This is a genomic window from Massilia sp. SYSU DXS3249 (assembly GCF_053668055.1).
The window spans coordinates 181846-203744 of record NZ_JBSIPX010000008.1; the positions used below are offsets into that span (position 1 = coordinate 181846).

At 66.3% G+C, this 21899-nt stretch carries 21 protein-coding genes and 1 riboswitch; of the genes, 2 read left to right on the plus strand and 19 right to left on the minus strand.

What is annotated here, in order from left to right; genetic code table 11:
- The first annotated feature begins 32 nt into the window (after window positions 1-32).
- Window positions 33-470 (plus strand): hypothetical protein, encoded by a 438-nt coding sequence (locus ACWCIA_RS12085; protein ID WP_454163539.1) that lies wholly within the window; start codon window positions 33-35, stop codon window positions 468-470.
- Window positions 471-551: 81 nt separating this feature from the next.
- Here the strand turns inward: ACWCIA_RS12085 and ACWCIA_RS12090 are convergent, their stop codons facing one another.
- The 19 genes from ACWCIA_RS12090 to ACWCIA_RS12180 form a co-directional block, all read right to left on the minus strand.
- Complete coding sequence (locus ACWCIA_RS12090; protein WP_454163540.1) at window positions 552-1304, minus strand: PEP-CTERM sorting domain-containing protein; 753 nt, start codon at window positions 1302-1304, stop codon at window positions 552-554.
- Window positions 1305-1542: 238 nt separating this feature from the next.
- A complete protein-coding gene (locus tag ACWCIA_RS12095; RefSeq protein WP_454163542.1) occupies window positions 1543-3807 on the minus strand; it encodes a hypothetical protein in 2265 nt (754 codons plus the stop codon).
- Between the two features lie 32 nt (window positions 3808-3839).
- Window positions 3840-4892, minus strand: a complete 1053-nt coding sequence (locus ACWCIA_RS12100; RefSeq protein WP_454163544.1) for a LytR C-terminal domain-containing protein — start codon at window positions 4890-4892, stop codon at window positions 3840-3842.
- A gap of 11 nt (window positions 4893-4903) precedes the next feature.
- Entirely contained in the window at window positions 4904-5845 is a 942-nt protein-coding gene (locus ACWCIA_RS12105; RefSeq protein WP_454163546.1) for a type II secretion system F family protein, read from the minus strand.
- Between the two features lie 19 nt (window positions 5846-5864).
- Window positions 5865-6836, minus strand: a complete 972-nt coding sequence (locus tag ACWCIA_RS12110; protein WP_454163548.1) for a type II secretion system F family protein — start codon at window positions 6834-6836, stop codon at window positions 5865-5867.
- A 9-nt stretch (window positions 6837-6845) separates the two neighbouring features.
- Window positions 6846-8207 carry a CpaF family protein gene (locus ACWCIA_RS12115; protein WP_454163549.1) on the minus strand — a complete coding sequence of 454 codons (1362 nt, stop codon included), beginning with the start codon at window positions 8205-8207 and terminating at the stop codon, window positions 6846-6848.
- Window positions 8189-9478 (minus strand): AAA family ATPase, encoded by a 1290-nt coding sequence (locus ACWCIA_RS12120; protein WP_454163551.1) that lies wholly within the window; start codon window positions 9476-9478, stop codon window positions 8189-8191. Before ACWCIA_RS12120 ends, ACWCIA_RS12115 begins: the two co-directional genes overlap by 19 nt.
- Window positions 9479-9524: 46 nt before the next feature.
- Window positions 9525-10004 carry a TadE/TadG family type IV pilus assembly protein gene (locus ACWCIA_RS12125; RefSeq protein WP_454163553.1) on the minus strand — a complete coding sequence of 160 codons (480 nt, stop codon included), beginning with the start codon at window positions 10002-10004 and terminating at the stop codon, window positions 9525-9527.
- Window positions 10001-10456: a TadE/TadG family type IV pilus assembly protein gene (locus tag ACWCIA_RS12130; RefSeq protein WP_454163554.1), complete on the minus strand. Its 456-nt coding sequence runs from the start codon at window positions 10454-10456 to the stop codon at window positions 10001-10003. Before ACWCIA_RS12130 ends, ACWCIA_RS12125 begins: the two co-directional genes overlap by 4 nt.
- An 8-nt stretch (window positions 10457-10464) precedes the next feature.
- A complete protein-coding gene (locus ACWCIA_RS12135; RefSeq protein WP_454163556.1) occupies window positions 10465-11754 on the minus strand; it encodes a pilus assembly protein TadG-related protein in 1290 nt (429 codons plus the stop codon).
- A gap of 10 nt (window positions 11755-11764) precedes the next feature.
- The gene (locus ACWCIA_RS12140; protein ID WP_454163557.1) at window positions 11765-12040 is read right to left on the minus strand and encodes a pilus assembly protein; all 276 of its coding nucleotides are present in this window, start codon (window positions 12038-12040) and stop codon (window positions 11765-11767) included.
- Between the two features lie 9 nt (window positions 12041-12049).
- The gene (locus ACWCIA_RS12145) at window positions 12050-13564 is read right to left on the minus strand and encodes a type II and III secretion system protein family protein (RefSeq protein ID WP_454163558.1); all 1515 of its coding nucleotides are present in this window, start codon (window positions 13562-13564) and stop codon (window positions 12050-12052) included.
- A 13-nt stretch (window positions 13565-13577) separates the two neighbouring features.
- Entirely contained in the window at window positions 13578-14399 is an 822-nt protein-coding gene (gene cpaB / locus ACWCIA_RS12150; RefSeq protein WP_454163560.1) for a Flp pilus assembly protein CpaB, read from the minus strand.
- A gap of 1 nt (window position 14400) precedes the next feature.
- Window positions 14401-15771: an ATP-binding protein gene (locus ACWCIA_RS12155; protein ID WP_454163562.1), complete on the minus strand. Its 1371-nt coding sequence runs from the start codon at window positions 15769-15771 to the stop codon at window positions 14401-14403.
- A gap of 13 nt (window positions 15772-15784) precedes the next feature.
- On the minus strand, window positions 15785-16351 hold the full coding sequence (locus tag ACWCIA_RS12160) for an A24 family peptidase (protein WP_454163564.1): 567 nt from the start codon (window positions 16349-16351) through the stop codon (window positions 15785-15787).
- A gap of 66 nt (window positions 16352-16417) precedes the next feature.
- Window positions 16418-16600: a Flp family type IVb pilin gene (locus ACWCIA_RS12165; RefSeq protein WP_454163566.1), complete on the minus strand. Its 183-nt coding sequence runs from the start codon at window positions 16598-16600 to the stop codon at window positions 16418-16420.
- A 77-nt stretch (window positions 16601-16677) separates the two neighbouring features.
- Window positions 16678-16815, minus strand: coding sequence for a hypothetical protein (locus ACWCIA_RS12170; RefSeq protein WP_454163568.1), 138 nt, complete (start codon window positions 16813-16815; stop codon window positions 16678-16680).
- 197 nt (window positions 16816-17012) lie between these two features.
- Window positions 17013-17702: a response regulator gene (locus ACWCIA_RS12175; protein ID WP_454163570.1), complete on the minus strand. Its 690-nt coding sequence runs from the start codon at window positions 17700-17702 to the stop codon at window positions 17013-17015.
- 7 nt (window positions 17703-17709) lie between these two features.
- Window positions 17710-19371, minus strand: coding sequence for a sensor histidine kinase (locus ACWCIA_RS12180; protein ID WP_454163572.1), 1662 nt, complete (start codon window positions 19369-19371; stop codon window positions 17710-17712).
- Between the two features lie 395 nt (window positions 19372-19766).
- Window positions 19767-19855, plus strand: a riboswitch (cyclic di-GMP riboswitch).
- 85 nt (window positions 19856-19940) lie between these two features.
- Between ACWCIA_RS12180 and ACWCIA_RS12185 the strand changes: the two genes are divergently transcribed.
- A complete protein-coding gene (locus ACWCIA_RS12185; RefSeq protein ID WP_454163573.1) occupies window positions 19941-21722 on the plus strand; it encodes a S8 family serine peptidase in 1782 nt (593 codons plus the stop codon).
- The last annotated feature ends 177 nt before the right edge of the window (window positions 21723-21899 follow it).

Sequence of the window (21899 nt, forward strand, 5' to 3'; positions counted from 1 at the left end):
GATGCTGCTCAACCGTAGTGAAAGGAACTGCCATGCGCGTGCCTGCCGGATGCTCCCTCCTCGCCGCCCTCCTTGCCGTGCTCGCTGGAGCCCAGGCCGCGCCGCCGGCGCCGGCCGCCAACCATCCCATCCTCGGCATCTGGCGGCTCAGCCTGCCGGACCTCGGCTGCTCCGAGACCTACCGCTTCCGCGGCGACGGCACCACCCTCGTTACCAGCGCCGAGGAAGTGTCGGAGAGCGAATACCGCATCCCCGACAAGCCGAGCGCGAAGGGCTTCTACAAGCTGGAAGACCGCATCGTCAAGGACAACGGCAAGAAGGACTGCTCGGGTGCGATCATGAAGGTCGGCACGCGGGTGACCAATTTCCTGCGCTTCCATCCGTCCGGGGCGCTGTTCTTGATGTGCAGCGACGAGACGATGGAGGCATGCATCGGGCCCTTCGAGCGGGTCGAGGGCGAGGAGGCGTAGGCCCGTTCGTTCACAAACACAATGATCTAAAGAACATGGCGCCCGAGGGCGCCATGTTCTTTATGGCCTCGCGTCACCGAATCAGCGGCGGCGACGGCGCAGCGCGAGCGCGGCCAGGCCCGCGCCGAGCAGGGCCAGCGACGCCGGCTCCGGCACTTCGCCGCCCGGATTGCCCGAACCGTCGTCACGGTCGAAGGCGCCTACGTACAGGGTCTCCGGCGTGGCATCGGTGCTTCCCTCGCCGAACTGGACCCCGCCGCCTACGACGCATTGCGACAGGACCGGACAGAAGGCCAGGGCGGCCGCGGCCTGGGCGTCGTCCAGGATAAAGCGGTGGAAGCCGGACTGTCCGATACCGCCGGTATCGGACAGGAGCAAGTCGAGTCCCGTATAGGAATAGGTAGACAGGGTATTGCTGACCGTGTTGAACAAGCTGAGGTAAAGGTCGGTCAAGGTGGCAGGTGCATCTCCTCCTTCGCTGACGTTCAATACAAAGCCGAGTTCTCCGGCGTTCGTCAACCCTTCGATGTCGTTAAGGAAGTAAGTGTTGTTGCCGGCATTGCCGGCCGTATTGTCGCCGCCCTGCAGACCCAGCTGACAGGTCTCCGCTGGCCTGGCGGGATCGCCGCCGGCTGTGAAGGTGACGCAGCCGGACTGGATATCGTTCTGCTGCGCCCCGTTGCCGTTGTCCTGGACTGTCACCACGGTCGATACATTGCCGAGCCCGGTGCCAGTGTTCTGGTCGCCCGTGACGTAAATCAGGTCGGCAAAGGCGGGCGAGGCCCCGGCTGCCAATGCCGCGCCAAATGCGAGTTTTAACAAAGTCGATTTCATACCTGAACTCCCTGCGGAATAACACTTCGTTGAAATACAGAACTGCGAGGAACTACAGAAGTTGAACAAGCAAGTTGTGAACCAGCCGCAAAGAGATTTAACAAAATCAGGGACTTATGCAGGATGGGTTTTGTAACTGAAGAGGTGTGTGTAAAGTTTACCGGCAGTTTCTTTCTTTTAACGATTTTGCTATGCAACACATGGCCGCCCATCCATGAGGGATGGGCGGCCAGCCCGGTCAATCGTTGACCGGGTAGGAACGCATCGAAATGATGCCTGAGGGTGTGGTGACTTTTACCGTCAGCGATGCGCTGCTCACCGTGTTGAAGCAGTTGAGCGCCAGGTTCTGCGTCGCATCGCTCTGCATCTGTACCGGGTAGATCCATCCCGCAGCGCTGGGCTCATTGGTGTTCGGGACGATGATGGAGTTCGGGCTCAGCAGGGTACCGTTCGTCGCGATGAACTCGATCTTCGTGCCTGCAGGCAGGATATTGCCTGGCAGGTCGAAAGGCAGGTCGAGCGACCCTGCCGCACCGGCCCGGTTCATTCCGAATACCGTCGGGTTGGTATCGCGGATCGCCAGGCGCAGCGTCACCGGCGTGTTGACGAAAGGCGTACCGGACACGCACCGGCTCAGCGCGAACTCCTGGGCATCCAGCGAGGTGACCGCCGAGGTACTGGTGGAAAGGACCTGGACCAGGGCACCGCGTACATGAGTGACGGGACGGGTCGAGGCGGCGCCCAGCCGCAGCACGCCGTTGTACTCGTTGTCACCAGTGCGGTCCCAGCTACGGTTCGCATTCGAGTCGATGAACGTTTCCCCGGACACACGCTGCCCATTGTTCGTGTACCAGCGGTCATCCGGCGAAAGCGGATTGAACGGCGCCTGCTGCGTGGGCGCCACCCCCCAGTTGGCCTGGGCATGGCGGTTGGTGATGGCGCGGTCGTTGCGGAACGGTTCGCCGAGGTCCTGGAAAGGGTCGTCCGGGGACTGGTAGTACAGGTTGGTGCCGTTCGTGTCGAAGAAGCTTTCCTCGCCCAGTGCATACGCCAGTACGGTGACGCGGCCGTCGGCGGGGCGCGGGTTGGCTGCGCAGAAGCGTACCGTGCACGCCCCCGGAATGCCCTTCTGCTGGATGACGGTGCCATCGGTCAGCGTCGTGTTGACCAGGCCGGTCAGGCAGGAGCCGTCGATCGAGCCGCCTTCGGCGGTGAAGCTGACGGCTGTGCCGTCAGGCGCCGGATTGTTGAAGTGGTCGGCCAGCCTCACCGTCACGTTCGAGCCGTTCGGCGCCGGGCAGCCGTCGAATGCCATGCCCTCGACGTTATAGATTTCCGTCGACAGGCTGAAGCTGTCCTGGTCCGGCACGCCGGTCGACACGACCAGCTGGTCGGAGACGGTGGTGATCACCTGGCCGGCGCTGTCCCTGCTCCCCGGAATGCTGGCGATGACGCGCACCGGCGTGTTCACCGTGCCGCCGAACACGATCGTGCTCGCGGTGCCATCGGCCCCGGTCGTCGCGGATGCCTGGCTCAGCCTCAGGTCGCCGACGGTCGTGCTCAGCGCAAAATCGACCCGCTGCCCCGACACCGGATTGCCGTTCGGGTCGCGCAGCTTGAACACGACGGTCGACGACTCCTGGCGGCCGGCGCCGCCGGTGCCCTTGAGCGAGATGTTCTGCGGCAAGGCCGAGACGAAGGCGAGCTGGCCAGGCAGCGCGCGCTCGACGTTGACCGTGCCGCTCTGGGTCGTGGTGGCCCCGGCCAGCGTGGTCGAGGCGGTGACGACGTCGGGCGCGCCGCAGCCCTTGTCGATGTAGGAGGTCGTGGCGACGCCGTTGATGGTGGTGACCGGCGAGCTGATGGTGGCCTTGCCGGCCGTCGCACAGGGCGAGGTGAAGACGACTTGCTGCGCCGGCGTGAACGGCCTGGTACCGTCGAGCAAGGTCACCGACAGGCTGGCGGTGCCGCCAGCCGGCAGGGGCGAAGGACCGATGGCCAGCGCGCTCATCGTCAGCACCGGGAAGGCGACCGCATAGCTGGTGCTGCCCGTGGCGGTGGCGCCGCCGCTGGCCGCGCTCGCAGCCAGCGTGAAGGCGCCGGCCGTGGTGCCGGGCGCGACGCCGATGCTGGCGACGCCCGACGAGTCGGTCAAGGCGCTGCCCGAAGCGGGCACGAGCACTGCCGTCTTGTCGGTGCTGGTGAACTGGACTGCAACGCCCGCGACGGGCCGGCCACTGCCGTCCTTCACCACCGCTTTCGCCACGCCGGGGGCGCTCGACGATACCGTGGTCACCGGCGCGCCGTTCGCATCGCTGAGCGTGACGGCCAGCGGGGCCAGGGCGGTGGGGGCGCCCGGCGCCGCCGTGGCGATGCAGCCGGGCAGGCTGGCGTCGCGGCCGGGGTCGAGGTTGCGGCAGCCGCCTTCGTCTCCGCCACCCCCGCAGGCCGCCAGCACGCAGGCGAGCAGGCTGGCGGCGGTACCGGTGCTTGCGCGGTTCATTCTTGTTTTCATTGGCGCTCCTGATGAATGCATTAAGGGGAAACGGTGGCTCTGGACGCCAGCAGGGCGGGCATGGGAGCGGGACGCAGCGCCTGGGCCAGCGCGGGAGCGGCATCCTTGCCGAGCAGCAGGCGCAGGCCCGCCGGGGCGGCGAGCTGGCTCGCCGGACGCAGCTTGGCCTTGCCGCCAAGCGCGGCCAACAGGCTGCGCGCCGCCTCCTCATGCCCGCGTCCGTATTCGACCCAGGTGTAGGGTTGACCGAAGGGCTTCGCATTGCTCAGGCGAACGTCCACGATGCCGTGCGCGGCGAGGGCGTCCTGGAAACGGCGGGCGAGTCCATCGGCCCCATGGCCGTTCGCAATCTCGAGCGGGGGCAGTACGCCGGCGCCGGCAGTGTCCAGCGCCACCCTGGGCAAGGCGGCCGGTTCCGCCACGGCCGGGCCCGGCGCCTTCTGCAGCGCGTAGACGTTCGGCGCGACCTTGACCACCTGCATGCCGCTGCCCGCGGGCGTGTCCTGTACGGGCGCCGGGGTGGCGACCGGGGCGGGAGCTGGAGCCGGCTGTACCGGAAGCGGCGCCACCGTGGCAAGCGCTGCCGCGCCCCGCACCCCCGCACCCTCGGCCAGGCGCAGGTTGTTGCGTGCCCGCTCGCTGCCCGGGTCGCGCGTGAGCACGCCGCGGAAAGCCTCGGCGGCGGCGTTGTAATCGCCCTCCAGGTAATACACATAGCCAAGGTTATTGAGCGGCTGGGCCAGGGCTGGATGCTCGGCGCAGACCGCCAGCAGCATGGCCTTCGCCTGCGCCAGCCGGCCCTGCTGCGCATGGATCACTGCCGCGGCGATGCGCGGGTCCGGCGCCCTCGGGTCGCGTGCGCTGGCATAGGTATAGGCGGTCAGCGCAAGCCCGAGGTCGCCCCGGTCCTGGTGGTAGCGGCCCAGCCGGTAGTAGCCGGCCGCAAGGTCGCTGGTGCCGTGGCGTACCTGTTCGGCGGGGTGGAACATCAGCCGAAGGGGCGGCGGGAGGCCGGAGCAGGAGGAGAGCAGCGCGGCGGCGAGCAAGGCAGGCAGGACGGGACGGAAGGGCATGGGTAGTCCTTTCAGTTGGCGCCGCCGCTAAAGGTCGGCAGCAGCACGCGGTAGATCGCGATGAATGCGGGCCCCATCAGCACGACCAGCAGCGAGGGAAAGATGAAGAAGATCAGCGGGAACAGCAGCTTGAGGGCGATCTTGGCAGCCTGTTCCTCGGCGCGCTGGCGGCGCTTGGTGCGCAATTGGTCGGACTGCACCCGCAGAGAAGCGGCGATGCTGGTACCGAAGCGTTCGGCCTGGATCAGCATCGACACCAGCGCATCGACGTCTTCGACCCCGGTGCGGGTGCTGAGGCCGCGCAGCGCCTTTTCCTTGGTGCTGCCGGCGCGCAGCTCCAGCGTGACCAGATTCAGCTCGTCGCTCAGGATGCTGCTCTTCAGGCCGATCTCCGCAGCGACCCGGGCCAGCGCCGCATCCATGCCGAGTCCGGCTTCGACGCAGATCGTCATCAGGTCCAGCGCATCGGGAAAATTCTCGAAGATCTCGCGTTGGCGGTGTTTCGTGATCTTGCTGAGGATGACGTTCGGCAGGTAATAACCGATGGCCGCTGCCAACAAGACATACAACAGCATGGCCGTCGTGGAAGCGCTCGTACCCTTGACGCTGAGTCCGAGGAAGACGGCCAGCGGCAAGCCCAGCGCGAGCACGGTTTTGGCGGCAAAGAAGATCACCGGCGCGGACGCCTGGCGAAAGCCCGCGTTCATGAAGCGGATCCGCACGACCGAATTCTCGGCGTCCTCGTCCGGCAGGGACAGGCGGGCAACCGGGGCGGCGACGGCGGCCACCCGGACCAGCCAGGATTCCTGGCTGCCCGGCGCCTCGGCGCTGGCGCCCGCGGCATCGAGGCGTCCCCGCAGGGGCGTCGCGGCAAAAGTGCGCATGCCGAGAAGGGCAATGCCGAATACGGCGACAAATACCAGGCCGAGGAAACCGAGTTCGAGGATAGTCATGGCAAGCTCCCGGAAACATTCATACGCGGATCTTCACAATCTTGCGCATCACAAAAAAGCCGAGCACCATCATGCCGAGCGCGAAGCCGACCATCTTCCGGCCCGCCGGGTCGGTGAACAGGACAGCCAGGAATTCAGGGTTGGTAAGCTGGATGAGGGCGCCTGCCCCGAAGGGCAGCAGGCCGAGCACCCAGGCCGACATCTTGCCCTCGGCCGACAGCACCCGTACCTGGCCCAGCAGCTTGATGCGGTCGCGGATGATGGTGCTGATGCTGCCGAGCAGCTCGGACAGGTTGCCCCCCGTGTCGCGCTGGATCAGTACCGCGACCACGAAATAGCGCAGATCGGTGCTGGGCACCCGGTTGGCCATGCTCATCAGGGCGTCCGGCATCGACACGCCGAAGTTGACCTCGTCGAAGACGGTGGCGAATTCGCCGGCAATCGGGTCCTTCATCTCGTCGCCGACCATCGTCAGGGCAGTCGGGAAGGCGTGGCCCGCGCGCAGGGCGCGGCTCATCAGGTCGAGGGCGTCCGGCAGCTGGTTGCCGATCCGGTCCAGGCGCTTGTTGCGCGCCCGCAGCACTACCTGCAGGGGCAGCGACAGAGCCGCGCCGGCCGCCGCCATCTGCAGGGGCAAGGGCAGGGCGAAGAAGGCGGCCAGCGCCCAGGCCACGATGCAGGCAGCCAGCGACGCACTGGCAAACCCGGCGACCGACCAGTCCTTGCCCGACTGGACCAGCAAGCGGTCGAGGGCATCCACCTTGGGCAGCGCGGCCAGCAGCCGTTGCAGCTGGGGATTGCCGCTAAGCGTACGCTTCCTGGCGATCGCCACGGTCCTGGTGTTCTCGCCGGCCGCCATCGCGCGCAGGCGCAGGTTAAGGCGCTGCGCTTCCGGCCCACGCGTCGAATTCCAGGCCAGGTAGGCCCCTTCGATCAGCAGCACCACGGCCAGGAAGATCAGGATTGCAAACACGAAATAGAGATAGTCCATGATGCGTCCTCAGGCAAACTGGCGAGTCGGGTCGAACACGCTGTCCGGCACGTTCACCCCGTAGTTGCGCAGCCGGTCGAGGAAACGCGGGCGGATGCCGGTGGCACAGAAGTGGCCGATCACCTCGCCCTTTTCGCCCAGTCCGGTCTGCTTGAACTGGAAGATTTCCTGCATGGTGATGACGTCGCCTTCCATGCCCGTGATCTCCTGCAGCGAGACCAGCTTGCGCTTGCCGTCGGTCAGGCGCGACACCTGCAGCACCACGCCCACGGCCGAGCTGATCTGCTGGCGCATCGCCTTGCTCGGCAGCGACGCGGCGGCCATGCTGATCATGTTTTCCAGGCGTGTCAGGGCGTCGCGCGGGGTGTTCGCGTGGATCGTCGCCATCGAGCCCTCGTGGCCGGTATTCATTGCCTGCAGCATGTCGAGCGCCTCGGCGCCGCGCACCTCGCCCAGGATGATGCGGTCGGGACGCATCCGCAGCGCATTCCTCACCAGGGCGCGCTGGGTCACCTCGCCTTGGCCCTCGACATTCGGCGGGCGCGTCTCGAGGCGCACCACGTGCGGCTGCTGCAGCTGCAGTTCGGCGGCGTCCTCGATGGTCACGATCCGCTCCTCGGGGCTGATGAAGCCCGAGATCACGTTGAGCATGGTGGTCTTGCCGCTGCCGGTGCCTCCCGAAATCAGGATGTTGACCTCGGCCTTGCCGAGGCCTTGCAGGATCTCGCCCATGCCCGGGGTCATGCTCTTGTAGGCCACCAGGTCGGCCAGGCGCAGCGGATCGGCCGAGAAGCGCCGTATCGAGACGACGGCGCCGTCGATCGCCAGCGGTGGGACGATCGCGTTCACGCGCGAGCCGTCGGGCAGGCGCGCATCGACCATGGGACAGGACTCGTCGATGCGGCGCCCGACCCTCGAGACGATCTTGTCGATGATCTTCATCAGGTGCGCCTCGTCGGCGAAGCGCACCTCGGTCAGTTCGAGCTTGCCGCGCCGCTCGACATACACCTGGCTATGCGTGTTGACCAGGATGTCGGACACCGAAGGGTCCTCGAGCAGCTGTTCGAGCGGGCCGAAACCGAGCATCTCGTTCTGGATGTCGCGCACCAGGCTGGCGCGTTCCACCTCGTTGATCGGCACGACCTCTTCGTCGAGCATCAGCTCGACCATCAGTTTGAGTTCGTCGCGGATCTGCTCCTGCGTCAGCTGTTGCAGGCTTTCCAGGTCGACCCGGTCGAGCAGGCCCTGGTGGATGCGGTGCTTGAGCTGCATGTAGCCGGCGCTCTGCACGGCGCGCGGGCTGGGCTTGGCAAGGCCGCGGCCGGCGGCGCCGGCCAGGCGGTCGCGCAGGGTCAGGATTTCTGCATCCATGCCTGTTTCTCCTCAAATACCGGTTGCTTGATGGCGGGGACGGGGTGCAGGGCGGGCGCAGCCGGCACAGGAGGCTGCAGGGCTGCGGCTGCTGTCCCGGCCGCCTGTTGTTTCGAAGCCTTCTTCAGCAGGCGCGCCAGCCAGCTTGCGGGCGCCGGTGCCGCATCCCCGGCCAGGTCGCGCGCCAGGCCCGTCAGTGCCTTCGCGACCGGGTTCTTCGCCGACAGCTTGAGCACGGGAATGCCCTGGTTGACAGAAGCCGCGGCGGCCTCGTAATGATTCGGCACCAGGCGCCAGATCGGCGTGCCGCAGGCCGCCTCCAGGTCCTGCAGCTTGACGTGGGCGTTCTTCTGGTGCCGGTTGACGATGACCTGCACCTTGGCTGGTGGATACCCGAGCGAGCGGAAGACTTCCAGCAGGCGCTTGCCGTCGCGTACATAGGGCAGGGTGGTCTGCAGTACCGGAAAAATCGTGTCGGCCAGGTCGAGGGCGCGCACGCCGACCGGGTCGAGGCTGCGGCCGACATCGAGGATCACGAAATCGTAATGGCGGCGCGCCAGGGCCAGCAGCGTATCGATGTGGGCCGGACGGATGTCGCCCGCGTGCACCGGATCGTCGGGTGCGGCCAGCAGCGAGAAGGTGGAGGTGACCGGCATCATGCTCGAGGCCAGCAGCGAGGCGTCCAGGCGGTGGATCTGCAAGGCCACGTCAGTCAGGGTGGCCTGGGGCTTCTGGTCGGCCACGAACAGCGAGGCGTCGCCGAACTGCAGGTTGAGGTCGATCAGGGCCACGCGCTGCCCGCACTCGGTCGCCAGGGCGTAGGCGATATTGGTCGCGAGGAAGGTCGCGCCGCTGCCGCCCTTGCATGACACGAAAGCCAGCACCTTGCCGTTGACGTGCTCGTGCTGGGCGAGCTTCTCGCGCACCCGCGCCAGCGCCGGGAACAGGGCGGCAGCCGACACCGGCGCCGGCAGCACCTCGCGCACGCCGGCGCGCATGGCTTCCACCATGAATTCCACGGTGTGTTCGGCCGACAGCACCATGATCGTCATGCGCGGATGGGCGATGCCGAGGGCTTCGAGCCGGGCCAGCTCCCCGCCCTGCGGCTGGTCCAGCAGCAGGAGGTCGGGCATGGCCGTGCCGGCGGTACTGGTGAACCTCTCGAGCGAGCCGGCCGAGAGGTTGAGCTCGTCGCCGGGGCTGCGCTCGCGCACCAGCCTGGCGATCTCGAGCAGGTGTTTTTCGTTGCGTGATACGGCGGCGATTTTCACGATGACTCCTTTGCGTTACATGGCTGCATTGGATGCAGCAAAACGGTTACATGCACACCGGGTTGGCAACCTCGAGCCCGTCTTTGCCCGGAAAAATGCTGCGCATGCTCTCCCGGGGCAGGGTGGTGCTGAAAGGCTGGAAATTGAAAACGTTTTTGTTCCCGGTTCCAAGGAAGCCGGGTATGTAAGTCGGGACATACAAGGGCTTGACCGATACCCGCACGTGCGTACAGCTCGTGCTGGTGCAACTGCCGGGTTCGTAAGCGACATCGATATTGGCGGCGTCGATGACGGGGAACAAAGCGTGCATGCGCTCCTTGATCGTGCTGTCGTCGAGGTCGCAGACGACGGCCAGGCGGGCGCCCAGCCGGGTCACCTCGGTTGCCGCGTTCCAGAAGAAAACCACCCGCCCCAGTTCGATCGTGGCGAACAGCAGGGGGAACAGGATGAACAGGGCGACCAGGGCGAATTCGACGGCTGTCGCGCCACGCTGGACCCGGAGGTGGGGATAGGCGCGCTTTTTCATAGCACCTGCACCATGGTGGCATGGATAGTGGAGAAGCGCACGCTGGGAATGAAGTTCGGCACCATGCTCTGGAAGGTAAAGCCGTTGACTTCGACGCGCACCAAGTTGAGCGTGCCGCGACCAGTCGACTGCAGGTTGTAGCTGGCGGGATGCGAGATGCGGTCATACACGTTGACGTAGCTCGACGACATGCCTGGCACCAGCGGTTGCCTGTCCCCGCACGCGGTCCTGCCGCACACCACCAGGGCGCGGGCCTCGTCGGCGCGCCCGGCATCGCCCGGGGCGTATTGCGACAAATGGCGCGCTCCGTCGCGGACCGCCTTGGCCAGGGTGTTGTACTGGTAAACGGCGCGCCCGAGTTCCGTGATCCCGAAGGCCAGCAGGAGGAGCGGGGGCAGCAGCAGCGCCATCTCGATGGCGGCAACACCCGATTGCTTGTGCATGATCCGCATGTCCGCTCCTATTGCACCAGGGTGGGCACGAGTGGACCGGTGGTGCCGCCCGCCACGCCCGCGCTGCGGCAGGGGCTGGCCGCCGACGAGGCCGAGCCGCGCCACTCCAGATAGAGATCGCCCGAGGCCCCGTTCGACATCGGGTTGAGCATCAGCACGCAACCCATGCTCAGGATCTTGACGCTGGCCGGGGACTTGTTGCATTCGAGCAGGGGCACCGGAACAAGGCGGCGGTCGGCACCATAGGCAAGGTGCTCAGCCTGCGACAAGGGGTTGCCGTTGACGTTGCCCGCTGCGCCATTGGGTGCGTAGTTCTTGGTATCGAAAGGGGTATGCGCAGCCTGCTGGGCTCGGTAGTCGGTATAAGCGGATTGGCCGACGTTGATGACTGCGGGCGCTTTGCTGGGATACGCATGGCCGGTTTTGTCGGGAGCGACCTGGGAGGGAGCCGGCGCCCCAGCGCCGTTGGGATAGATGCCGAAGCGCGTGTTCCAGGCGCTCTTTGCGCCTTGCTTGACCCCTTCCTCGCGCACGTCGTCGCCGACCCGGATATTGCACACCGAGCTGTTGCCCAGCAACTGGTCGCGCACCTCGCTGGCGCCGCCGGCGCTGGGGGTAAAGTCGACCCAACGGAAATTGCCTTCCAGGTTGGACTCGTCATTGTTCGCGCCATTGAATTTGCCGACAATCCATTCCCCGACGGCGTAGCCGTAGCTGGGCGCCGCGGCGCCGGGCTTGGCGCAGACGCCGATGGGCGAAGCGTTGCAGGCGGTTTGTCCCGGCGCGAGGGTGGCCACGGCTGCGGCCTCGACGGTAGTTGGCGCAACCTTCTCGCGCACCTGCATCAGCCAGGTATCGATGGGCGCCGAGCGTGCGATGCAGCGTACGAATTTCGAATTCGGATCGGCGCCGGCGTCGCGCGCCAAATAGGCCTCGTTCGGGCCGATCTGCGTATGGAAGCGGACGTCGCCCGCAGCGATCGCGACGGGGTTGTCCTGGAAGTCGCTGACGTTGCGCGCAGCAACGAAGGTGCCGGCCGCCTCGGCGTCGGCAAGGAAGGATGCAGGGCAGCCGGCGCCCGCCGGGTCGCAGGTAAGCTGCCCGGCTGCGGCGAGCGCGCAGGCGTCCGCCGCATTCTGCAGCTCGGTCTTGTTGACGAACAGGTGGCCGAGGTCGAGCACGACGCCGCCCACGGCAAACAGCGTTGCGATCGCCAGCGCGACGATGATCGCGACGCCGCCCTGCTGGCGCGCGGGCAGCCGGCGGGGGGGCGGGGGAGCAAGGAGGACGTTGGCCATGGCGGTCACCTCAGCGCCCCCCCCCGACGCCGATCGTGAAGACGTTCGGCTGCGGCTGGGGGGCACGGAAGGATTTCTGGTAGGCGTCGTGGGCGCTCTTCGCTTCCTGGCCACCCATGCCGTCCACGGTCTGGTGCTTCGCGCCGGCTGTCGGGTCCAGCACCTGCTGGGCCATGGCCAGGCTGACGCTGGCGCCGAAAGGAAGGGCGGGAGGCTGGCTGACGCAGCCGGCGCAGGACAGCGCCAGGCAGCACAGGCTGGCGCGCAATACGGGATGCAGTTGCATGGTCGGCTCCTATTTCAGGTCGAATCCGGTCGGCGCCGGGGCGGAAGCGGTGCGCGCGGGTTCGGTCGGCGCCTGGCCCTGGTGTTTCCCGCCAAGGAAAAACTCGCTGCGCGTCGGTTCCACGTAGCCGTCGGTCGGCAGCTTGTAATCGGCCGGCAGCGGCTTGACCAGGTGCGGCGTGATGATGAAGACCAGCTCCGAGCGGTCGGTCTGGAAATCGCTGCTGCGGAACAAGGGACCCAGCACCGGCAGTTCGCCCAGCACGGGGAAGGCCTTGACGTTGGTGGTCACGTTGTTCTTGATCAGGCCGCCGATGGCGAAGCTCTGGCCGTCCATCAGCTGCACCGTCGTGGTGGCGCGCCGCGTCGTGAACGAGGGCAGGATGGCCGTCGTATTGACCCCGGTGGCGGTGATGCCGACGCCTTCGCGGTTCAGGTCCGATACTTCCGGCGCGACCTTCAGGTTGATGCGTCCGCCCGCCAGCACCGTCGGCGTGAATTTCACGGCCACGCCGAATTCCTTCTCTTCCAGGGTAATCATCGGGATGCCGTTGTTGTTGGTCTGGGCAACCGGGATGAAGATCTTGCCGCCTGCCAGGAAGCTCGCCTCCTGGCCGCTGATGGCCATCACGGTCGGCTCGGCGAGCACCTTGATCAGGCCGTCGCGCTTTTGCGCATCGATGCTCAGGAAATTGCCGTTCTTGTTGTTGAAAGCATCCAGCAAGCTCGGATTGCTCGAGAGCAGGTTGGACAGGAAGCTGTACGTCCAGCTGCCATTGGTGCGGCTGGCGCCGATGCTGACCCCGAGCTGGTCGACCAGGGTCTTGGAAATCTCGGCGACGCGCACCTCCAGCATCACCTGCTGGGGCGCCGCAACCGTGGTCATGTTGATGACCTTGACGGTGTTCGCGCCGCCGGCGTCGCCCCCAGCGGCCGCGCCCGCGCCGCCGGCTGCGCCGCCCGCCGCACCGCCGCGCCCGCGCTGTACGTAGGCATTCGCCAGGGCCATCATCTGGTCCAGCCTGCTCACGTCCGACACCGTGCCCGACAGCACCAGGGTGTCGGCCGCGGCCGTGATCCTGACGTCCTTTTCCTCGGCCAGCAGCTGCTCGAAGCGCGCGGAAAGTCCGCTGGTGTCGAGGTCCACCGCGATGTCGATGATGGTCGCCTCGTTGGCCTTGTTCCACAGGATGAGGTTGGTGCTGCCGACCGACTTGCCAAGCATGTACAGCTCGCTCGGGTTGAGCAGGATGACGTCGGCCACGCGGGCGTCGCCGACCGACATGCGTGCCGCCGGGAAGGGAAGGCGCATCAGGGTCGATTTGCCTTCCGAGAGGGTGACCTTGGGCGCCAGCGTGCTTGCCCTGCCGGTGGATGAAGCGGGTGCCGCCTGTACGGTGCGGGTGGCCGGCTGCGCGGCCGCCGTCTCCGCCGAGGCCGGGCCGGGGCTGGCGGCCAGCATGGCCGCGATCGCCAGCGCCCTGCGGCCGGCCTGGATTCCCGTGTGTGTGCAGTGCAGTCGCATGGTCGCCGCCTTTTTAGAATTGTTGGGTGCTGCGTTCGAGTCCCTTGATGACGTCGACCTGGTGGCGCGGTTCGCGCACCAGCGTCACCTTGCGCACCGGCGCGCGCTGCGGCGCGGCCGGGCGGGCCAGGCCGAGCAGGACGTTCTTGGTGGCGCCGCCGGTGTTCACCGGATCGGGATCGATCTGGTTGCGCAGCACCAGCGACAGGGTGCCGACGCTGCGCGCCAGGTCGAGCTTTTCGGCCTGGTCCGGCGACAGCTCGAGCGTCACCGCGTTGACCACCTTCGGTTTGGTGTCGTCCCGGTTCGGGTCCTGGGCGATCGCGAGCACCAGGATGCGTTCGAGGACGATCTTCGAGATCGAGGCGTCGCCGTTGCTGGTATTGCCGCGCGTTTCGCCCTGGGTGTTCACCAGCACGTCGACGAAATTGCCGGGCAGGGTGAAGCCGGCCACGCCGACCACGTCGTTCACGCGCACGGTCATCGCGCGCTTGCCGCTGGCGACCACGGCCGAGAGTCCGCCCTGGGTGCCGGGTGGCGCGAGCTTGGCTTCCATGATCGGCTCGCCGCGCTGCAGGGTCGAGCGCGCGACCCGGCCCGCCAGCGCTTTCGGATCGGAAAATGCGCCGGGCGGCTGGGCGCCGGCCGGCCAGTCCACCATGCGGATCATTTCCGGCGCCAGGCGCGCGCCCAGGCTGACATCGACCATCGCCACCGCGACCTTGGATGTGTTGTTCGCGGCCCGCCCGTTGATCCAGCTGACGGCGGCAAAGACGGCGCCCAGCGCGAGCAGCAGGGCGATCACCAGCATGAGGATTCCGCGTGTGTTTTTCATGTCAGTCACCTTCGGAGGTTAAGGCCGCCGCGGGAACCTGGTGGCCGGTAAAGAAGTTGTTCCATGCCCAGTCCAGGGTCTCCGGAGTGAGCGCCGGCGCCACGCCCTCGTAGGCGGCGCGGTCGCGTACCTGCGAGAGCAGGTCGCGCGGGTAGCAGGCCAGCAGGGGGCGGCCTTCGCGCTGGTGGCGTTCGCGTACCAGCCAGTCGAAGGCGTCCTCGTTCCAGCCGATGCCCATGCCCGCGCACGCGGCCTCGAAGATGCTTCGGTAGTCGGCCATCCGCAGCGGCCCGATGTGGACCTTGTAGCCGATGCGGCGCAGGAAGGCGCCGTCGCCCAGTCCTTCCGGCGGCAGGTTCGAGGAAAAGATGACGATGACGTCGAAGGGCACCTCGAACTTGTAGCCCGTGTGCAGGCTGAGGAAGTCGACGCGCCGGTCCATCGGCACGATCCAGCGGTTCAGCAGGTCTTCCGGCGAGCAGCGCTGGCGCCCCAGGTCGTCGATGATGAAGATGCCGTTGTTGGCCTTCAGGTGGGGCGGCGCCTGGTAGTAGCGGGTAGTGTGGTCGAACTTCAGGTCCAGCATGTCGAGCGAGAGCTCGCCGCCGGTCAGCACGGCCGGACGCCGGCAGCGTACCCAGCGCGCGTCGCCTTGCGCGCGCCGGAAGGGCGAATCGCCGGCCTCGTCGGGCGCGCCGGCCTGGTGCACCACCGGGTCGTACACCTGCACCACTTCGCCGCCGACATAAATAGCGTGCGGCACCGCGATCTCGCCGCGCAGCAGTTCAGCCAGGCGTTCGGCGAGGAAGGTCTTGCCGCTGCCGGCCGGGCCGTGGATGAACATCGCGCGCCCGGAATTCATGGCCGCGCCGAGCTGGTCGAGGATGCCTGGGCCGACCACGATCTTCTCGAAATTGGCCTGCACGGCGGCGCGGGCGATGCGCATGGTGATGACGCTGCGTGCGGCTACCTGGGCGCTGTAGCTTTCCAGCGTGACGGGCGCCGGGCCGGCATAGGCGCAGCGCGCCAGGAACTCGGCGCCGCGCGCGCGGCCCAGGTCGGACAGGCGGTAGCAGACGTCGGCATCGGTGCCGGTGGCGCCGCCGGCGCGCGTGACCTCGCACAGCTTTTCGGCGCGCAGGTAGATGATGACGGGGTCGATCACGCCGACGCTGAGCTTCATCCGTCCGGCCAGTTCGGTCATGCGCAGCAGGCCGCTGAGGAACAGGTGCTTGATCGCGAGTTCGACCAGGAACAGGAAGGGCAGCCCGGTGTCGGCCACTGTGCGCGGGGCGGGGGGCAACACGGCGTGGACTGCGCGCGGGGCGTCCGGGTGCGCGGCGGCGTCGGGAATGAAGGCGCGGGTGTCCATGATGGCGATGCGTTTAGTAGCGCAAGAAAGTCAGCTGAGCCAGGGTGCCGGCGGTAATCGCCACGGCGTAGGGCATGCTGCCGACCGAGGAGGCGGGACTGGCCGGGCCGGTTGGACCGCGCGTCACGTGCCGGAAGTGGTACTGCACAAGCATGCCGCGCAGATTGGCGAGCAGTTGCGGCAGCATCCGCTTGCCTGTGGCCATGGCGAGGGCCAGGATGCCCCCCGCAGCCATACTTGCGAGTACGGCGCCGAGGACACCGCTCATGCCGAGGAAGGCGCCGATCATGCCCATCAGCTTAACGTCGCCGGCACCCATCAGTCGCAGTACATATAAAGGAATTAACGAAGCCATGCCGACGACCAAACCCGATAGCGTAAAACTTAGGCCTTCGCCTTGCGGCCACATGCTGTGGAACGCGATGGCGCCTAACGTTCCGGAAGCAACTAGCCAGTTAGGAATGCGGCGTTCACGCACGTCGATTGCTGTCGCAAGTAGCAAGAGAGCACACAGAACTAAAAGCTGTAGCGGCAAGGTATATATTCCGAATAAACTAAGCTGACCTTCGGTGATCTGCATGAAGTTCTTCATAGCGCACGTTTAATTAATTTTCAGCCCCACCCTATAGGTGGGGCTGAAGGCACGTTAGGTTCCGTCACCCACTGCGCTCCGCAGCCCTTCACTGACCGCCGCGAACACCCGGTTTAAGTCTCCGCCTACCTGCGTTACGAGAGCAATAATCGCAACTGCAATTAGCGCCGCGATCAGCCCGTATTCAATTGCCGTCACACCATCTTCTTCTTGCATGAAGTTCTTGATCATTTCCATGATGCTTGCTCCCAGGTAGTCAGTAGTTTGGATAAAGATTACAAAGCTCAGCGCCTTGCCGGAACGCCGTGCCAGTGCTACAGCAACGTGACGATCACGAGGATGCAGACCACTGCCACGAGGGCCCAGACCAGCGCATGTTCGTATGCCGAACTGCCGGTCCCGGCCTGGATGAAATCGGTGAGCGCGGGCGACAGGTTGTGGAGGAAGTTCATGTTTGCCATGTCCAGTCTGTCGCATTTACTCGGGACTTCATTCAGGCTGCGACCTCAGCGCTGATGTATCCACTGTAGGTGTTCTCCGACAGCCGCGCATCGCACAACTGCCCTTTCATGCAGAGTGCATTTGCGCTGTTCTGGGCAAAAAAAACCGTGACAAATGTCACGGCCGATGTAGGACAAATGCGGACAGCCTACCTGGCCGCGCGCGACGCCTGGTGGCGGGTCGCGTAGACATACAGCTCGAGGCGGTTGGCGACGCCGAGCTTCTTGTAGATGGTGACGAGGTAGTTGCGCAGCGTGTGCTCGGAGATGAACAGGCTCTCGGCCAGCGCCTTGTTGGTCTTGCCGCTGGCGGCGACGATGGCGTCGAGGATCTTGCGTTCCTTCGGGGTGAGGGCGTCCAGTTTTTGCTGGTGCGGATCGGGCTTGGGCGGCGTACGCGCGCGGGTCAGCTCGCCGAAGATGCGGGTCATCATGTCCTGCCCGATCCACATCTCGCCCTCGTACACCTTTTCGATCGCGCGCAGCACCACCTCGGCCGGCGCATCCTTGCGCAGCACGCCGCGCGCGCCGGCCAGGATGGCGCGGTCGAGCGTGGCCTGGTCGCGCATGCCGGTGAAGACGAGCGCGCGCGACACCCCGCTCACGAGCAGGGCCGGCAGGAAGTCGAGCGAGCATTCCCCGTCAAGGTCGATGTCGAGCAGGATGATGTCGGGCCCATGTGCGGCCGCCTGGGCCAGCGCCTCTTCGCGGGTGGTCGCGGTGGCCACCACCTTCATGCCGCTGCGCTCGCTGCCGATGAGGCGTTCGAGGCCCCACAGCATGGTCTTGTGGTCGTCGACGATCAGGACGGTGATGGGGGTGGGGGACAGGAGGGTCATCGTCGGCTTACACCGGGATATCGACATGGACGGACGTGGCGCCGTCGCCGCCGCCGACGTAGGCGAAACCGCCGAGGGCCGCGGCGCGCTCGGCGATCGAGCGCGGCACGAACCCGGGCGGCGGGCCGGACGGGCATTCGTTCTCGATCCGGATGTGCAGCCAGCCGCCGCTGCGGCGCAGGTGGACCGCGCCGCGGGTCGCATCGGTGTGGCGCCGGATGTTGCTCATGCCTTCGCAAACAAGCTGGAAGACCTCGGCGCCGAGGCGGTCGTTGATGTCGAGCGCATCATGGCCGACGAGGTCGATATCGAGGTTGTAGCAAGCCTTGAACTCGGCAGCCTGCGAGCGCAGCGCGGCCTGGAAGACGGGCTCGCCCGGGGGCGCCGCCGCCGTGACGACCTGCGCGAAATGGCGCAGGTCGCGGACGAAGTTGTCCGCCATCGCCGCCACCTGGCGCAGCTCGGCGGCGATCGGGCTGTCGTCCGACTTGCGCGCCAGCGCCTGCAGCGCATGCGACAGGCCGATATACGGCTGCAGCGTGGTGTCGTGCAGGTCGTTCGAGAATTTCTGGCGTTCGCGCCGCCCGGCATCCGAGGCCATGCGGTCGAGCAGCTCGATGTTTTCGATCACCGGGAAAGCCTGCGCCGCCACCTGCGCAAGGAAGGCCGCGTCTTCGCGGGTCAGGTCGCGCCGCGCCGATGCGACGAAGATCCGTCCCTCGCCACGGCGTAAGGGTACGGGAGCGGAGATAATGCTGCGGGCGCCGAGCAGGTCGGCCAGTTCGCTGCCGTGGCCGTCGCGGGCGTGGCGCCACCTGCCCGTGCCTTCTTCGCGAACCTGCAAGCCGGCGGTCCAGGGGGCGCAGGCCAGCAGCGCGCCGGTATAGACGGCGCACTGGCGCGCGGGAACCGATGCCAGCACGGCAGTGAGCTGCTCGTCGAGCAGGCAGTCGCCGCGCTGCGATGCGGCCGGAGTGGCGCTGGCCGAGCGCAGGCGCCACGCGCCCGTTTCGCCGTCGCGGATGAGCACCAGGCAAGTGCCGGCGCTGAAGAAGCGGCGCGTCTGCTCGAGCACGGAGGAAATCGTATGGTCGACTCCGAACCGGGGATTGGACAGGCGGCTGACGTCGCGCAAGAGAGCGATCCGGCGTTTGCCGTTCAACAGCGCCTCGCCCCAGTGCGACATCATCAGGCCCAGCCCGATCAGGAAGGCGGTGCGCAGCAACGCGTTGGCCAGGTCGGCCTGGCCGCTCAGCCCCAGTGCCGACAGGACGAGCAGGGCGGCGCCGGCGAGCGTCATGCGCGCGCCTTCGTCATGCCCCCACAGCAGGGCTGCGGTGGCGACGGGAAAGAACAGCAGGAAGAAAAAACCGCTCAGCGGCCCGGTGCTGGCCAGCAGCAGGCCGAACCAGAGCATGTCGAGCCAGTGCGCCAGCCGGGTCCGTTGAACCGGCTGCCAGCGCTTGCGCAGCATGAGCATCAGGATGGCCTGCGCCGCGTAGGCATACAGGATGAGCATGGCCCACGCGTGCCGCGCGGCCGCCTCGCCCGGATCGATGGCGGCGGTCAGCAGCGTTGCCATCGCAAGGACGACGCGCATCCTTGCCGTCAATGTCAGTTCATCGGCGTCCGGATAGCCGGGCGCCGCGTCGCGGTATGCGTTGTCCACTCAGTCTCCGCACAGTGGATCGGCAAACCTGCCGCCCGTGGGCGACAGGTTCGATTCGCTTGCCTGCTTCAGTGGCGTATGCAGCGACATGGCCGAGATGTCGCGCATCCCTGTTGTTAGTGATTCTGGTAACGACATTTCGCGTAAATATGCATGAAGCATTGTGATCAAAATTACACCAAGGATCAATATATTTTTGGCAATATTTTTATCGGAAAACTAAAAAGCGACACTTCCGGTTACACGAGAAGTCCGCAGGTTTGCGAAAAAGGCTAGACGAGAAAGCACCGCCTGTTGCCGCGCTTGCCATTTTATTGAGCAAAAAAACGACATTGCTCGACAATTCATGAAATCCGGTTGTTTTGCGGAAATCTCGGCACTAGACTCTGTTCAGTAACTGAAAAGGGCAAACTCCGCGAAAGCGGAGGACGCAAAGTCAACGGTCTAATGAGCCAGCCGGCTCGATGACGGCAGGACTGCCAGGCGTTCTTCCACCCGCACAAACTCGCGTTTGTGTGGGTCGGCCGGCCAGCAATCCTGCGATTACCACTATTACAGGATTGACAGCCATGCACAGCGTTTCCACCGCTTTCTCTCTCCGCAATACCACGGCACTCGTCCTGGCCGCCCTGGCGTTCGCCGGCACGGCCCACGCGGCGCCGCAGGGCGAGTTTGCCCGCGGCCGCGTGCTGATCGAAGCGCGCGCCGGCCTCTCGGATGCCGAACTCGATAAGCTCGTCAAGGCCCATGGCGGCAAGCGCCGCAAGCTCGGGCAGAGCCGCATGCATGTCGTCGACCTGCCGCCGGGACTGTCGGAAGAGGAGGCCGTCGCCAGGCTGTCGCGCCGTCCGGAACTGAAATTCGCCGAACTCGACCGCAAGGTCACGACCGCCATGGCCGTCAACGACCCGTACATCGGCAGCGCCTGGCACCTCGGCAAGATCGGCGCACCGGCCGCTTGGGACAGCACCCAGGGCAGCGGCGTCACCATCGCCATCCTCGATACGGGCGTCAACGCCGCCCACCCGGACCTGAAGGACCGTCTCGTTCCGGGCTATAACGTCTATAACAACAACACCGATACCAGCGACCTCTGCGGCCATGGCACGGCGGTGGCCGGCACAGCCGCGGCGAGCACGAACAATGCGCTGGGCGTGGCGGGCGTCGCCGGCGCGGCCAGGATCATGCCCGTGCGTATCGCCTACAAGGATGCGAGCGGCGGCTGCCCCGCGTACTTCAGCACCATCGCCAGCGGCATTACCTGGGCCGCGGACAATGGCGCGCGCATCGCCAACGTCAGCTATGTCGGCATCGCCGGCAGCTCGGCCGTCAAGAGCGCCGCCCGCTACATGAAGGGCAAGGGCGGCCTGGTATTCATCTCGGCCGGCAACAACAACATCGACGAGAACGTGGCGCCGGACACGGCCTTCATCATCGTCTCCTCGACCGACAGCTACGACCGCAAGTCGAGCTTCTCCAGCTGGGGCAGTTTCGTCTCGCTGGCCGCGCCCGGCACCGGCATCTGGACGACCAACAACACCCTCGGCTATTCGTCCTGGAACGGCACCTCGTTCGCCAGCCCGGTGAGCGCCGGCGTGGCCGGCCTGATGATGGCGGCGCGTCCCGACCTGAACGCGGACCAGGTGGAGGCGCTGCTGTTCCAGACCGCGCTCGACCTCGGCACGGCAGGGCGCGACCCTGTCTTCGGTTATGGCCGCGTGAACGCCGCTGCGGCGGTCAGCGCTGCCCAGGCCTACGCGAACACGGTCGACACCAGCGCGCCGCTGGCATCGATCGCCGCGCCCCTGGGCAGCAGCACGGTGTCCGGTTCGGTGCCGGTGAGCGTGAATGCTTCCGACAATGTCGGCGTGGCGCGCGTGGACCTGAAGGTGAACGGCACGGTCGTCGCCACCGACAGCGCCGCGCCGTACAGCTTCAGCTGGAACTCGACGGGCGTGGCAAACGGCATGGCATCACTGGTGGCGGTGGCTATTGACGCGGCCGGGAATGCGGGCGCGTCCGGCGCGGTGGCGGTCAACGTCGCCAACACTACCGCGCCGGTGACGGTCGCCGATACGATTGCCCCTAGCGTCACGATCAACAACCCGGTGGCCGGCGCAGTCAGCGGCACGGTAGCGGTCAGTGTCAGCGCCACCGACAACGCCGGCGCGGCGGGCATCCGCACCAGCCTCGCGATCGACGGCAAGGCAGTGGCGAGCGGGCAGGGCGGTTCGCTCTCGTACAGCTGGAACAGCCGCAAGGTAGCGAAAGGCACCCATACCATTGCCGTCACCGCGCGCGATGCGGCCGGCAATGCGGCCAGCAAGTCGGTCAGCGTGACGGTGCGCTGAACGAAAATAAGCGGCCAATAGCAGGTCCCCAAAAACAAATGGCGCCCGCGTGAACTGACCCCCAAAAGTTGGACACAACTTTTGGGGGTTTTTCATGACGAAGTACGACGAGCGTTTCAAGCTCGAAGTGGTTCAGGAGTATCTGTCGGGAACTGCGGGCCATAAGCGTGTGGCGGC

Bases quoted from the DNA above. Each gene is read 5' to 3' on its own strand.
- ACWCIA_RS12085 (WP_454163539.1), top strand. From the start codon at position 33: ATGCGCGTGCCTGCCGGATGCTCCCTCCTCGCCGCCCTCCTTGCCGTG.
- ACWCIA_RS12090 (WP_454163540.1), bottom strand. From the start codon at position 1,304: ATGAAATCGACTTTGTTAAAACTCGCATTTGGCGCGGCATTGGCAGCC.
- ACWCIA_RS12095 (WP_454163542.1), bottom strand. From the start codon at position 3,807: ATGAACCGCGCAAGCACCGGTACCGCCGCCAGCCTGCTCGCCTGCGTG.
- ACWCIA_RS12100 (WP_454163544.1), bottom strand. From the start codon at position 4,892: ATGCCCTTCCGTCCCGTCCTGCCTGCCTTGCTCGCCGCCGCGCTGCTC.
- ACWCIA_RS12105 (WP_454163546.1), bottom strand. From the start codon at position 5,845: ATGACTATCCTCGAACTCGGTTTCCTCGGCCTGGTATTTGTCGCCGTA.
- ACWCIA_RS12110 (WP_454163548.1), bottom strand. From the start codon at position 6,836: ATGGACTATCTCTATTTCGTGTTTGCAATCCTGATCTTCCTGGCCGTG.
- ACWCIA_RS12115 (WP_454163549.1), bottom strand. From the start codon at position 8,207: ATGGATGCAGAAATCCTGACCCTGCGCGACCGCCTGGCCGGCGCCGCC.
- ACWCIA_RS12125 (WP_454163553.1), bottom strand. From the start codon at position 10,004: ATGAAAAAGCGCGCCTATCCCCACCTCCGGGTCCAGCGTGGCGCGACA.
- ACWCIA_RS12130 (WP_454163554.1), bottom strand. From the start codon at position 10,456: ATGCGGATCATGCACAAGCAATCGGGTGTTGCCGCCATCGAGATGGCG.
- ACWCIA_RS12135 (WP_454163556.1), bottom strand. From the start codon at position 11,754: ATGGCCAACGTCCTCCTTGCTCCCCCGCCCCCCCGCCGGCTGCCCGCG.
- ACWCIA_RS12140 (WP_454163557.1), bottom strand. From the start codon at position 12,040: ATGCAACTGCATCCCGTATTGCGCGCCAGCCTGTGCTGCCTGGCGCTG.
- ACWCIA_RS12145 (WP_454163558.1), bottom strand. From the start codon at position 13,564: ATGCGACTGCACTGCACACACACGGGAATCCAGGCCGGCCGCAGGGCG.
- cpaB (WP_454163560.1), bottom strand. From the start codon at position 14,399: ATGAAAAACACACGCGGAATCCTCATGCTGGTGATCGCCCTGCTGCTC.
- ACWCIA_RS12155 (WP_454163562.1), bottom strand. From the start codon at position 15,771: ATGGACACCCGCGCCTTCATTCCCGACGCCGCCGCGCACCCGGACGCC.
- ACWCIA_RS12160 (WP_454163564.1), bottom strand. From the start codon at position 16,351: ATGCAGATCACCGAAGGTCAGCTTAGTTTATTCGGAATATATACCTTG.
- ACWCIA_RS12165 (WP_454163566.1), bottom strand. From the start codon at position 16,600: ATGGAAATGATCAAGAACTTCATGCAAGAAGAAGATGGTGTGACGGCA.
- ACWCIA_RS12170 (WP_454163568.1), bottom strand. From the start codon at position 16,815: ATGAACTTCCTCCACAACCTGTCGCCCGCGCTCACCGATTTCATCCAG.
- ACWCIA_RS12175 (WP_454163570.1), bottom strand. From the start codon at position 17,702: ATGACCCTCCTGTCCCCCACCCCCATCACCGTCCTGATCGTCGACGAC.
- ACWCIA_RS12185 (WP_454163573.1), top strand. From the start codon at position 19,941: ATGCACAGCGTTTCCACCGCTTTCTCTCTCCGCAATACCACGGCACTC.